Origin of the sequence: Mesorhizobium sp. B1-1-8 (assembly GCF_006442795.2) — a bacterium.
Taxonomy (GTDB): domain Bacteria; phylum Pseudomonadota; class Alphaproteobacteria; order Rhizobiales; family Rhizobiaceae; genus Mesorhizobium.
On the sequence record NZ_CP083957.1, the window covers coordinates 219,737 to 231,874 of the forward strand.

General features: G+C 57.7%; 11 protein-coding genes and 1 pseudogene. 4 read left to right on the top strand and 8 right to left on the bottom strand.

Features of this window, described 5'->3' with window-relative positions; genetic code table 11:
• Positions 1-40: 40 nt before the first annotated feature.
• Positions 41-967 carry a polysaccharide deacetylase family protein gene (locus FJ974_RS28730; RefSeq protein ID WP_181177059.1) on the bottom strand — a complete coding sequence of 309 codons (927 nt, stop codon included), beginning with the start codon at positions 965-967 and terminating at the stop codon, positions 41-43.
• A 73-nt stretch (positions 968-1,040) separates the two neighbouring features.
• The gene (locus FJ974_RS28735) at positions 1,041-1,538 is read right to left on the bottom strand and encodes a methyltransferase domain-containing protein (protein WP_181177060.1); all 498 of its coding nucleotides are present in this window, start codon (positions 1,536-1,538) and stop codon (positions 1,041-1,043) included.
• Positions 1,539-2,032: 494 nt separating this feature from the next.
• Here FJ974_RS28735 and FJ974_RS30475 point away from each other — a divergent pair, with 494 nt between their 5' ends.
• Positions 2,033-3,022 (top strand): glycosyltransferase, encoded by a 990-nt coding sequence (locus FJ974_RS30475; protein WP_140532308.1) that lies wholly within the window; start codon positions 2,033-2,035, stop codon positions 3,020-3,022.
• On the opposite strand, the gene FJ974_RS28745 is transcribed toward FJ974_RS30475, so the two are convergent.
• The 5 genes and pseudogenes from FJ974_RS28745 to FJ974_RS28765 form a co-directional block, all read right to left on the bottom strand.
• A complete protein-coding gene (locus tag FJ974_RS28745; RefSeq protein WP_140532310.1) occupies positions 2,998-4,245 on the bottom strand; it encodes an ABC transporter ATP-binding protein in 1,248 nt (415 codons plus the stop codon). The two genes, FJ974_RS30475 and FJ974_RS28745, sit on opposite strands and share 25 nt — an antisense overlap.
• 14 nt (positions 4,246-4,259) lie before the next feature.
• Positions 4,260-5,093: an ABC transporter permease gene (locus tag FJ974_RS28750; RefSeq protein ID WP_140532312.1), complete on the bottom strand. Its 834-nt coding sequence runs from the start codon at positions 5,091-5,093 to the stop codon at positions 4,260-4,262.
• A gap of 345 nt (positions 5,094-5,438) precedes the next feature.
• Positions 5,439-5,603, bottom strand: a pseudogene (locus FJ974_RS28755) (integrase); the annotation flags it as partial.
• Between the two features lie 20 nt (positions 5,604-5,623).
• A protein-coding gene (locus FJ974_RS28760; RefSeq protein ID WP_413468376.1) for an IS3 family transposase occupies positions 5,624-6,801 on the bottom strand; the annotation gives its coding sequence in 2 pieces (ribosomal slippage) (positions 5,624-6,544 and positions 6,547-6,801; 1,176 coding nt in all).
• Positions 6,802-6,981: 180 nt separating this feature from the next.
• A complete protein-coding gene (locus FJ974_RS28765) occupies positions 6,982-7,491 on the bottom strand; it encodes a helix-turn-helix transcriptional regulator (RefSeq protein ID WP_140532314.1) in 510 nt (169 codons plus the stop codon).
• A gap of 1,120 nt (positions 7,492-8,611) precedes the next feature.
• On the opposite strand from FJ974_RS28765, the gene FJ974_RS28770 reads away from it, so the two are divergent.
• Positions 8,612-9,319: a DUF1194 domain-containing protein gene (locus FJ974_RS28770; protein WP_181177062.1), complete on the top strand. Its 708-nt coding sequence runs from the start codon at positions 8,612-8,614 to the stop codon at positions 9,317-9,319.
• A 1,411-nt stretch (positions 9,320-10,730) separates the two neighbouring features.
• Positions 10,731-10,943: a hypothetical protein gene (locus tag FJ974_RS28780; protein ID WP_140532320.1), complete on the top strand. Its 213-nt coding sequence runs from the start codon at positions 10,731-10,733 to the stop codon at positions 10,941-10,943.
• Here the strand turns inward: FJ974_RS28780 and FJ974_RS28785 are convergent.
• On the bottom strand, positions 10,924-11,094 hold the full coding sequence (locus tag FJ974_RS28785; RefSeq protein ID WP_181177063.1) for a hypothetical protein: 171 nt from the start codon (positions 11,092-11,094) through the stop codon (positions 10,924-10,926). The genes FJ974_RS28780 and FJ974_RS28785 overlap by 20 nt on opposite strands.
• A 332-nt stretch (positions 11,095-11,426) precedes the next feature.
• On the opposite strand from FJ974_RS28785, the gene FJ974_RS28790 reads away from it, so the two are divergent.
• Positions 11,427-12,125, top strand: a complete 699-nt coding sequence (locus tag FJ974_RS28790) for a Crp/Fnr family transcriptional regulator (protein WP_140532322.1) — start codon at positions 11,427-11,429, stop codon at positions 12,123-12,125.
• Positions 12,126-12,138: the final 13 nt, after the last annotated feature.

Consider the following 12,138-nt stretch of genomic DNA (forward strand, 5'->3'; position numbering starts at 1 on the left):
GAGAGGGTGCGCTGATTGCGGTAGCTTTTCTGCCTGTTGGTCAATCGAACCCGACTTGCTCGTCAAGGTTCCCGTTTCTCATCATTAGCCGTGGCAGCGCAAAAACAGAGTCAGTGTCGTCAATGGATTTGGGAAACGCCGAAAGCGCACAGTCCAATCCAGCTTCTTTCGCGCATTCGACGGTCTCGTTAGAGTAGTCACCATAGGGATATGCGAAACTCACGCAGGGGCGCCCCGACAGTTCCTCACATGTCTGCTTGCTTTGCCGTATTTCTCGCAGTTGAACCTCGCGATCCCACATCGGAAGTGACAGATGGCTTTCCGTATGGCCTGATATGTCCAGCCCCGCCCTCGCTGAGTGTGTTCGAGCTTCATCAAAGGTCATAGGTCGGTGGCTGGCCCGAGGCTTCAAATCGCTGCCGACTTGACACGCCAGCGAATTGATCGCGTCGTACTGAACCTCCAGTGGCACCTGCTTCAAAAATTCCCAGAGCTTAAGATACGCGGTTTCGCGGCGAGTTCGGGGCGGCTCTTGCATTGCTCGCCAGCCTCGGCCCAACTGATTGTCGTCGGCGCACTCGCCGAGATCAATGTGGACTTCGCGATAATGGTCGACAACAACACGGGCGGGTCCTCCAGCCTTGCTATCGAAAACGACACGCTCGAGAGCGTCGCTCCAGAACTCATTCGCACGTCCGAGCATGGCTGTGGCCAGAAAGAAAGTGGCGGGAAGACCGAGGGTTTCCAACAGTGGCCCCGCGACCAAGGCATTGCACGCATAGCCGTCATCAAAGGTGATTGCCGCAGCGTTCCTGGGCAGGCTTCCCTCGACATGGCGCCGCACGAACTCGCGAAGAGGTAGGACCCGTCGGGTCCTTGCTAGCGCTCGCATCTGCTGTTCAAAGTCTGTAGGAGAAACAGCCAGCTCCCAAGGGTCAATATCGGTCGCAGCGATACGGTGGTACATCAAGATAACCGGCTTTGAAGGCTTGCTGCCCCACGCGCGGCGCAATCTTGTCCTCAGCCCCCAACCCATTTCCTCAGTCCTTGGTAGCGCAAATCCCGATCGTGACGGGATAGTGACGATCCCGAGTATATAGCATTTCCGCGTTGAGCTCCTCCGCCGCGAGACCCTCCAAAAAGCATATCGCGGAAAAAACGTTGCCGTATGTGGCCACCTTTGTCCCCTCCGCGCCGAAGACATCCGAGAACATGCGGCGAGCCGATACCTCTGTCATCGACCAGTACCAGGTCTCATAATCTTGACCGTGATCGATTGGCGTAAGGCCCGGAACGGTTGCCAATACGGTTCCACCCCGTTTGAGAAGTCGGAACAATGCAGACACTGCAGCCTTCATATCGAAGATCATGTGCAAGGTCTGTGTGATGACGATGGCATCGAACGTATCACTCCATTCTCCTCCCAACTCAGTCAGGTCACCAATAATCGTCGCTCCTGTATTTTCTGGTCGCAAGTCAATGATGTCACGCCTAGTCGTTCTTTGATCGCCGAAGCGCGCCGTGTAGTCGTCGTTCACAACCTCAAGTGTTCTTCCATGTATCCTTGGTGCATGCTCCGAAAGAAACCTTTCAATGTAGATGCGATCAATGGGAGTGCCCCGATCGTATCCGTAGTTGCGGCTTATCGGATCCGTCCTTCCGAAATCACCAAAGCGAAATTTTCCGACAACCGGCCGGCCTTGCCCTAGCGTTGGACTCAAGGCTCTGACTGCAAATTCGGGCAAGATGTTCCGAGCGAAAAGTCTCACCTTTGATCTAAGGTGGTTTTCATACATTTCGCGTCCTTTCGGGCTTCCCCCGGTATGCTCCAAGCCATAACTTGTCTACCATGTCAGGAAGGGAATTTAGGCCGCCTCAGCCCTAAGGCGCAAGGTCTGGTCTGCGGCCGGCCCTTGCCAGGAAGTGGATTCGCGCCAACAAATCCGATCCGCTCTTGTCTGCCAAAATCGGAGTGGAAGGAATTCTAAAGCTTCTAGTAAAGGCTTTCTGATCGCCGGACGAAAGATGACGTGTGTTGAGAGAGAAAATTAAAATAAGTGTCGTTATTTGCACATACAATAATTCATCACTGCTTGATCGAACGCTCGAATGTCTATCATGCCAAAAAAACCCAGGTGTACCGTGGGAAGTTCTGGTTGTAGACAACAATTGCACGGACGACACGCTGCTTGTCGCGAACCGGCATAAGACCTCAAACAAGATAGAACGCCTGAGAATCGTGAGTGAGGCTCGGCAGGGCTTAACGCCTGCGCGCCAGCGAGGCGTCAATGAGACGGAGGGCGAATGGCTGGCTTTCGTTGATGATGACTGCCTCCTCGACCAAAGCTGGTTGATCAACGCAATTTGTTTTGCGGATGCGCATCCCAGTTGCGGCGCCCTTGGCGGAATAGTCAGGCCGAAATGGGAGGGCGGAGCCGAGGCCCTTCCAGATTCTGTGGGTTGGGCCCTCGCATGCCAGGACCACGGGTCCACAGCATGCGAGATCTGGGGGTTGGTGGGAGCAGGAATTGTCCTGAGACGATCCGCACTCGAGCAGACGGGCTGGACCAAGAGGCCGCTCCTGGCCGATCGCATCGGCAACAAACTCGTCTCCGGGGGCGATACGGAGATCAGCCTGCGGCTTCTGGCATGCGGGTGGGAGGTCTGGTACACGCCTCAATGTGTGATCGACCACATCATACCCGCCCGGCGGACGTCACGAAGTTACCTCAAACGGCTATCTTTTGGACTGGGTATTTCACAGGTATTAGTCGACGCCCTGACTTTCGAGAACGGATTTTCTGCATGTCTGGCAAAGAGTGCGAAATCCGCGCTGCGCCAGACTGTAAGGGCCCTTAAGGATGTCATTCGCGACCGGATGAATGGTAGCGATCGACGGCCTTCGCTAATTGGCCTCCACTTCGCACTGGGCAATTGGGCCGGCATCGGCCGGCTCGCTTTCAGGCGTTCACTGGTCGGCGCAGTAACACGGTCGCTCTATGCCTCCATTTCAAACTCGTAGGTGCAGGGTATGAGTCCTTCGGACGGGAGGAGACTTTCACCTTCAACGTCGGGTCTGAGGACCTCGACCCGACATGCATGGTGGACGTGATCAAGAATGTCGTCGGCTAGGTAGTCACCAGATCGTTGAGCCATCCATAGCTCCAGGGCGTAGGTCCCCGGCAGCAGGTGCACCTGGTCAATCGTAAGGCGGACCCGGTTCAGGCCGGCATGCAGACGGCATACGTTCTTCAGCAAGGCGGTGTCTGCATTGATGAGCTTGAGGCCAGAGAGGCTATTTATCACGACTGCCAAACTGTCGACAATCATGTGCGTCTCGGCCGCGATCTCGAGCTCGCAATGTGCCGGTCCTCCAGTAAAGATTTGGCTGGACGACGAAGGATCACCGCTAGTAATCGAAAGCCCGAGAAACCGGGCTTTGCCGTTCCCGGTGCGCGGCGCCGCTGTGACGTCGATTCGATTCCCTGAAACTGCAAGATCGCCAGATGACTCCAGATAAGAAGTCACGATTTCGCGGGTTTTTCCAAAAGCCTTGACAGTGCCGGAGTCGAGCCAAAGGCAGCGAGAGCACATACGGTTGATGGTGTCCATGCTGTGGCTTACCAGCAGCACCGTTCTGCCCCCTTGGGTAACTAGGCTTTCGATCTTGGACAAAGACTTTCGCTGGAACCGCGAGTCACCGACAGATAAGATCTCGTCCAGTATTAGTATCTCCGGTTCCAAATGAACCGCTACCGCGAACGCCAGGCGCACGAACATTCCACTGGAATAGCGTTTGACGGGTACGTCCAGAAATTGCTCGATCTCGGCGAAGGCAACGATATCGTTGAAGCGCCTCCCCAGCTCTGCTTTCGACATGCCGAGTATGGCGCCGCTGAGATAGATGTTGTCCCGCCCTGAAAGATCCCCGTGGAACCCCGCCCCAACTTCGAGCAGGGCGCCCACCCGGCCGCGAATGATGACTTCGCCTTCCGACGGATCGGTTATGCGAGAAAGGATTTTGAGTAGTGTTGATTTTCCTGCCCCGTTTAGGCCGATGACACCGACAATTTCGCCCGGCTCGACGGAGACGGAAACGTCCCGCAACGCCCAATAGGCCCCCACTCTGTCCGTAAACCCACCAGGTCCACCGAACCACGGGCCAAGCCTCTCACGCAGTGACGTCGGACGACGCTGCAGATCATAGCGCTTGGACAGGTTCTTGATCTCGATCGCCGGCTTCATTCGGGTTTTCCATCTCAAGCCAGATCGACCGCAGTCCTCGACGCCCTCTCAAATGCGACAAGACCCAGGAGAAACAGGGACGCGCTGGTCAAAACGGACACGATCGACTGAACCGGTGTAACTCCCGCCGTATTGAGCGCCAGTGACCTCATGCTTTCGATGATGACGGCGAGAGGGTTGAACCAGGGTAGCAGTTGCAGATGAGGCGGCAAGTTGGACATCGGGACGAAAACCAGCGAGGCGAACATGGCGATCAGGAGCACGTATTGGGTGGCGTGGACCAAGTCGCGATATTGCGCAGCGAGCGCTGCCACGCATAGGCCCGCGCCCAACGTGAACACTACGAGTTCAGTGAAAAGGACTGGGATTAGGAGAAGACGCCAAGACAGTGACATCCATATCCCGTCGAAATGGTAAAAGATCAACACCGCCAGGAAAAGGCCCGTTTGAATAGCAAGGGACACGAGATTCGATAATCCGATCGCCAAGGGTACGGCACTTCGCGGAAAGTATACCTTCTGAAACAAATCTGCGTTGTTCACAAATGTGGCGCCGACGGCGCCGAATGTTTGAGAGAAATAAAGCCAAGGCGCCAAGCTGCAAAGATTGAATAGAAACGGAGGAACGCCCTCCGTTCCGATACCAGCCCCGCCGTTGATGGCAACAGAAAGAACGATCGCCAATCCGAGCGGCTGGACTGCGAACCAAAGCGGCCCAAGCAAAGTCTGTGCGTATTTGGTTACCAGGTCTCGGCGCACCAAAAGCCCAACGAGGTCGCGCGCTTGCCACAGCTCTCTCAGATCGATCCACTGCCAGCCTGAGCGGGGACGAATGCGCGTTTCCCGCATAGGCTAGACCTGCCCAAAACAAGGCATTCGGGCTGGCCCGCACCGCGGTTGCGGAAAAATTATTCGCTTAGAACTCATTGCATATGACTCTGGCGGCTCGAGTGTGCGCGGCTCAATCATGGTCCTTTTTACCTTGGAACGGCGATTGTCATATGGGCCCATAAGTTCACCATTCGCAACTCGCACTAACTCAAAAAGCCCAAACGCGCCAGCCGGGCACGCTGGCGAATGCGCCCGCCTCGCCCTCAACGATCCTCCAGCCGATTTCGACACCATGACATCGTTGGCATCTTGGACCCGAATTGCAGCGATACGGCCCTTCGCCGATCGCTGGGCTCGCGTCAGGTTAATGGCAAGGTCTGGCAGGGCGCGATCCCGCATTCGTCCATCGCGATCGAGGAAGAAGCGGATTGCCAATATCTGCCGCGGATCGAGAGGGCGCTTAGCCCCTACCTGCCGACCAGCGTTCCACGCCGGCCGTCCTTTGGCTGCCGGGTCAAATTGGGAAATACTGACGTTGCCCCCAGGTTCTATCCAGTTTTGAGTTCGTTTCCGGCGTGGGTTGTGCCCTGCTGGGCGGGTGAAGCGACGGTCGCTGGCGCGGAGCTTTTGGCATAGCGCAGCGCGAGCGACCGTCGCGGATCGAAGGTGGTGGCGAACTCGGCCGGTGTCTGCCACGCGATTTGGGAGTGCGGCCGCGCGGTGTTGTAGTCGGCGCGCCACAGGGCGATGGCTACGCGCGCCTGAGCCAGCGAGGTAAACAGCGTCTCGTTGAGCAGTTCATCGCGCAGCCGGCCGTTGAAGCTCTCGATGAAGCCATTCTGCATCGGCTTGCCGGGCGCAATGTAATGCCATTCGACGCGGTTCTGCTCCGCCCAGGCGAGGATGTCGTTGGAGGTGAACTCGCTGCCATTGTCGCTGACGATCATCCTCGGCCGGCCGCGCTCGGTGATGAGCCGGTCCAGTTCGCGGGCAACCCGCATGCCCGAGAGAGACGTATCAACGATGAGTGCCAGGCACTCTCTCGTGCAGTCGTCGACGATGGCCAGGATTCGGAAGCGGCGCCCGTCGGTGAGTTGGTCCGATACGAAGTCGAGCGACCAGCGCTCGTCTGGCCTCAGCGGCACCAGCATCGGCGCCCTGGTCCCGATCGCCCGCTTGCGGCCGCCACGTCGGCGAACGGCGAGCTTCTCCTCCCGATAGAGCCGGAACAGCTTCTTGTGGTTCACGACCAGGCCCTCCCGCCTCAGCATAACGAGAAGACGCCGGTGGCCGAACCGGCGACGCTCCTGCGCGATCGCCTTCATCCGCTCGCGAACCTCGCGGTCGTCCGGCCTGCTGGTCTCGTAGCGAACCGTCATACGGCAACAGCCGATGGCTTTACACGCCCGCCGTTCGCTCATCCCGAAGCCTTCCTTCAGACGAGCGACAGCTTTCCGCTTGGCCGCGGGCGTCCCACGAGATCCTTCAACGCCGCATTGTCGAGCATAGCATCGGCCAGAAGCCGCTTCAGCCGCGTGTTCTCGTCCTCCAGCGCCTTCAGTCGCCGAGCCTCGGAGACATCCATCCCGCCGAAGCGGGCCTTCCAGTTGTAGATCGAAGCATCGCTGACGCCGTGCTTCCGACACAGATCGGCGACCGAAACCCCGGCCTCATGCTCCTTCAAGATTCCGATGATCTGCTCTTCAGAGAAACGGCTGCGCTTCATGTCCTGGTCCTCTCGATAGGCCAGAACGAACTTCAAACCGGATTAGATCAGAGGGGCAAGGTCACCAGATCTCATGCACTTGCTTTGTCAAACGGGAATTCGGTCTTCCACCGGCGCGGTGGAGAGAAACCAACAACTGGCGCAATAGGGTGACCGATTGGACGGCAATGGGGCGGCCGTCTAATGCAGGGAAGGTTTACGCAAGCGGGACAACAGTGCCGCCAGTTCGGCTTGGCGGCGCGTTCCCGTTTTCGCAAAGACAGCCCGCAGCTGGGTTCGGGCAGTCTCGCGACTAATGCCCAATTCTGCGCTCGCGGTGCGAATGCCTTCTCCGGATGCCAATTTCGAGGCCAGACGAGCTTCCGCTCTTGTCAGCTTGAAAGTCAAGCTCAGCAATTGCTCATTTAGAAGCGGCTCATTCAGAAGATCTGTGAAATACAGTAGGACATCGCCGCCAGGGAACAGATCGTGCCCTAACGCAGTCATCGGCATGACATCCGCTATGAGGCAGGGATACCCTTTGCGCGTAATGACAACAGGTTCGGATCGAACCGACACACCCGAAACGGCGGCTCTGATGAAGCCTTGAAGACGGGCGTCACTCGGCTGATCAATCGCGCGGATGCGGCCATGTCGGACAATGAGGTCGGAGCCGAACAGGGCTGCTGCGCGTTCGTTGAATCGCCTCACGCATCCACGACAGTCTAGCAACACCGCGCCAAAATTGAGCGATCAAGAGTGACTAGGCTCGGACCGATCGATAGGTCGCCGAGCTTCTCTGCTGCGCTTATGATCCGGCTCAATTCCGGCGCCACTCTCAAGAAATGATCAGCTTCGCTCGGGTAGAACGGTCCTCTCTGATCATCGCGGTACAGCGACACGCCCCATCTGTGGTTCTTGACCACCAAGCCGACCAAGGCCCACCATTCTCGGTGTCCGGGACGGGCGATCTCTTGATAATAAGGCAGCCCCCTTCGTTCCTCCGGAGTTGTGATTTCGTCCTCTACAGTGAAACTGACCGGCGGTTTCGCGAGCAGCTGCGGTCTCTCAAGATGGGGACTGGGAGCGTCTCCGATCCGCGCGTGCCAAAGAGCCGAAAATTCAGCATGTTCCGTCGAGTCCGGCACGCGGCCGACTTTATTACGCTGATCGGCCGCAAAAGGGTGCGCTTGTTCGCAGGTGCGGAGAGCGCAGCTCCTCGCCCCCAGTGACTCCGCAAGTCTTTGCAGTGCTCCGGGCCACCGCTCAAATTCGAAAGCGGCGTCGTAGCAAGCCTCTATGGCAAGTGCGACTGCGTCGGCAGCCATTCGAACCACCTTCATTGGCTGAGCTACCAATCAGGCGCGAGGATATCACAGATGCGTGAAAATCAGTACAGCAAAGTCAATCGTCGCGACTACGGGCGACGGCAAGCACGCTTGGCCACCAGGCAGGGAAGTAGGTGGCTTTGATTCTTTCGTAAAAGAGACACATCTCCGGGGCCGCTCTTGGCGTGCCGGTGCCAGGGCGTCGCAACAGAGTTTCAGGGCCTACCATCTCCGCGGTTGGGTAGCAGGAATCTCAGCGCGTTGACGCTGGATTCCGGCCCATATTTACTAGCAGAATCGCAGTCCTGATATTCACCCATACGGGTGATGGCAGACAAGGTCGCCGGCGGCATCTTCCCGATCGACCATCGGATGGACGCGCTGAGATGATGTCTTCCGTTCCACGCTGCGCCGCGCAAAAAGGACAGGCACGAGGCCGACTGTTCGCTGTCGCGGTAAGCTTAACAACGTCGATGTCAGCCACAGCGGAGCCGGTTTCCTCGGTGGATCTCGAACTGGTTCTTAGCGTCGATGTATCATCTTCGATGAGCGAGGCGGAACAACGGCTGCAGCGGCAAGGATATGTCGAAGCACTCCAGGATGCCAAAGTTTGGCAGTCCATCAAATCCGGCCGGCGCGGCAGAATCGGCATAACGAATGTCGAGTGGGCTGGCCCGGACCATCAGATCGTGCGGATGCCATGGGCTATTCTGGAGCAGCCTGAAGATGCGGTCGCCTTCTCAGAGGCGCTGCGGGCCCAACCAATCGTCAGGGGGCGAGGCACCTCAATCTCTGGAGCGCTCCTGGTGGCGGGCAAGCTGCTGGAGGATGGCCCCGCAGGCGATCGCCAAGTCATCGATGTCTCGGGAGACGGACCCAACAATGCCGGTCTACCTCTGCAACCGGTGCACGACACACTCATAGCCGACGGCGTGACCATCAATGGACTGGTGATCTCGCTGCACGCACACGACACGCTCGACAGCTTTGGGCCGGGCTTTGTTGAGTTCTATTATGAGAGCTGTGTTATTGGCGGTTCCGGGACGTTCACTGTCACCGTCGCGAGCACAGCCGACTTTGCAAACGCGATTCGAAGGAAGCTCGTGAATGAAATTGCCGGTATGTCCGCCAGCGTGCACTCTGCGGCTTATCAGCTCCACTTAGGACCGGTTGTCGATTGTGACACGGTCGGAGAGGCGCCTGGACGATAAAAGCCCCTAACGGTATCGCAGCGACCGATTTGTCACGAAGGCCACGGGCGTTACCAAAGAAGAGCCGGAAGGCCTCACCCGTGCGCCCATGGTGGAGCTCTCAGGAACATGACACGTTCGAAACACGACGACGCTGCGCCCCTCGTTCTGCTTCGCGTTCGCATCGGGGGCGCTCAGCACTCCCAGTCTTTCGGGTCCCGCGACAGCTGCCCGTGACGGATGTCAGCGCGGATAGTGTAAACGACCTCGTCCATTCCCGGCGCGATATGCAGCGCCGTAAACGTTCCAAAGTTTCTGCAAATCATCGCGGATCGGCATTTGTCCCCCCCTCCACCGGCCCCGCATATTTTAGCGACGTCTTGAGGACCGAATAGATCGCCAACCCCGCGTCTCTTGCTGGCCGCTCGAGACTACACGGGCGAAACGCGAGTCGCGTCCTGGCGCCCTCCTGTGGCCCGTAGCCCACGCTCCGGCGCGCGTTCCTAGTTGAACCCACTAAGTCTTTTGAATGTTCTGAACTTCGAATGTTGTCTCTTGGGGTGGTGAGGTGAAGCCGCCCTTGATGCCCTTGCTCATTGTGGGCATGAGGACCCCATCGCGAAACCTCTCCCAACTGTCTTTGGAGTCGTGGATGGCTACGATCGTCCAGCCACCTGCTGAAGGCCCGGCGGCGTGGAACGTCTGGCCCTTTGGTAGGGCCCCGCCTGCTGGATGCACAGCAGCCAGCGAAGCCTCATATTGCGACTTTGTCCCACCCGGAAAGTGGTGGACTATTCCGTAAGCCATCTTTTCCTCCATTGTGACGTTTGAGCCGGTTTCGTTTTGTAGGCGTTTTTAGGCGCATTAGCGAATCCTCTACCTCCGCTTGTCGAGCGTCTTCGCATGGTTCGTGAATTGCAGGTTCCGGTCGTCACGGCCGGCGCCGCGGCACTCGTGGCAGAATTATTCAACAGGTCCCAGTGCAAACAAGGCTGCTCCGAGCCGAAGCGTTTGACGAGGTCAGCGACGTCAAGCACCGCCTTACGACGGCATGTCTGGGTGAAACGACCTACGTTCTCATGACAATTTCCAGGCAGCAAAAATGGCCCAGGAGCTGCAGTCTCCGAAGCTGTCACCCGTTATGACATATAGCCGGGATGGAGCCGGATGGGGCCGGTAAAACAAACCCGCGCCTTCCGCCTAGTGATTGAGAAGACGCGGGATGCTGCCACCATGTTAAGTATATTGACGCATCTGAAAAAGAGCGCCAATTCCGCGATCGCACCATCTCCAGGCGAGCTCTCTTAGCCATTTTGCATATGCGGCGGACCTAACGGAGCGACAGGCCGGCGCCTTCAGGCAATTTCCCCCAAACGGAAGGAAGGGCGTCGGCCACTATCCATAGCCCAGCGGGTTGGCCCGAGAATGTGCTATGCTGGCGGAAAGCGTGAGAGCAACAATGGCCTTCATTGTGATCTGGTATGGCAGGCGAGGCATCATCGACAAGGTGACCTTTGACGCCGAGAAGACGGCCAAAGATCATGCAATCGCCATGTTCCAGACCCGAAGAGGCGACGACGGCGTCGTATGCGTTGAGGTTCGCAAGGACAACGGCGCTGTGGTCTTCAGCCACGCGGAGAATTAGGAAAAGGCTCGCGAGCGCAGGTCATCGCCGTGATAACCTCATCGAGCGATGCGATGTCCTTTACCGCCGCCATTTCTACCGGATCGTGGGTTTGGGCGAGCGTTCGCATTTCGGGAATATCATCCGGGCCGATCGGCGCGTAGCTCGCCACCAGCAAGTCTCGATATTCGTGTAAGGAAACCCAAGGCCTGGATCGATAGTTTTTTTAATCCATCGACCCACCTTGTCATAGCGATGCGCCCTGTGCCGCGTTCAGCTAATAAATTCTCCTCACGAAAATCCTGCAATGATGCATGCCGCAGGTCGTCCACGCCTCGTACATGCTTTCTGACACCACTCGGCATGGCTTGGAGCTCCGTCGTCGGCCGTCATACATTTGCCAACCGCACGTCGAAGGCCTATGCTGTTTCAATCGGCCGCCAGTGTTTTCGGATGCCGCCGACAGTGAGAGATACGCGCTCTTGCCCGTCAGGGAGGAGAGCCATGCCTCGATCCATTTTTCGCAATTATGTTTTGAAAACCCTTGCCCCAAGGGACTTTTCGCTTTTACAGCCATCGATGCATCGTGTCGAACTGGCCATCAAAGCCCGGCTGGAGGAACCCTATCGACCGATACAGCACGTGTATTTCCCCGAGACGGGTATCGCGTCAGTGGTCGCCACCATGACCGGAGGACGGCAGAGCGAAGTCGGCATTATTGGCTACGACGGTATGACAGGAGCCGCGGTCATTCTCGGCCAAGACAGGTCTCCCAACGAAACCTATATCCAAGTCGCAGGTAATGGCTGGTGCCTGTCGGCTGAAGACCTTCGGACTGCAATCGCCGAAAGCCAGACGCTTCGCGGGTCGCTGCTTCGCTACGCTCACGCATTCCTAGTGCAGTCATCCAGAACGGCATTGGTCAACGGTCACTCGAAAATCGAGGAACGGCTGGCCCGGTGGTTGCTGATGGTCCACGACCGCACGGAAGGAAAAATCTACCTGACGCATGAATTTCTGGCGACAATGCTTGGCACTCGGCGTCCCGGCGTTACCTCCGCCCTCCAAATGCTTGAATACCGTGGGCTGATCCATGCCAAGCGCGGTGAGATTACAATTGTTGACCGGCCCGGAATGATAAAACTGACACGTGGCGCTTATGGCGAGGAGGAACAACGTCACTTCGGCAGTGCCTCAAGCTGATTGTCCGGAATCG

Coding starts and splice junctions, on each gene's coding strand:
- FJ974_RS28750 (WP_140532312.1), bottom strand. CDS start 5,093: ATGCGGGAAACGCGCATTCGTCCCCGCTCAGGCTGGCAGTGGATCGAT.
- FJ974_RS28745 (WP_140532310.1), bottom strand. CDS start 4,245: ATGAAGCCGGCGATCGAGATCAAGAACCTGTCCAAGCGCTATGATCTG.
- FJ974_RS28790 (WP_140532322.1), top strand. CDS start 11,427: ATGCCTCGATCCATTTTTCGCAATTATGTTTTGAAAACCCTTGCCCCA.
- FJ974_RS28730 (WP_181177059.1), bottom strand. CDS start 967: ATGTACCACCGTATCGCTGCGACCGATATTGACCCTTGGGAGCTGGCT.
- FJ974_RS28780 (WP_140532320.1), top strand. CDS start 10,731: ATGCTGGCGGAAAGCGTGAGAGCAACAATGGCCTTCATTGTGATCTGG.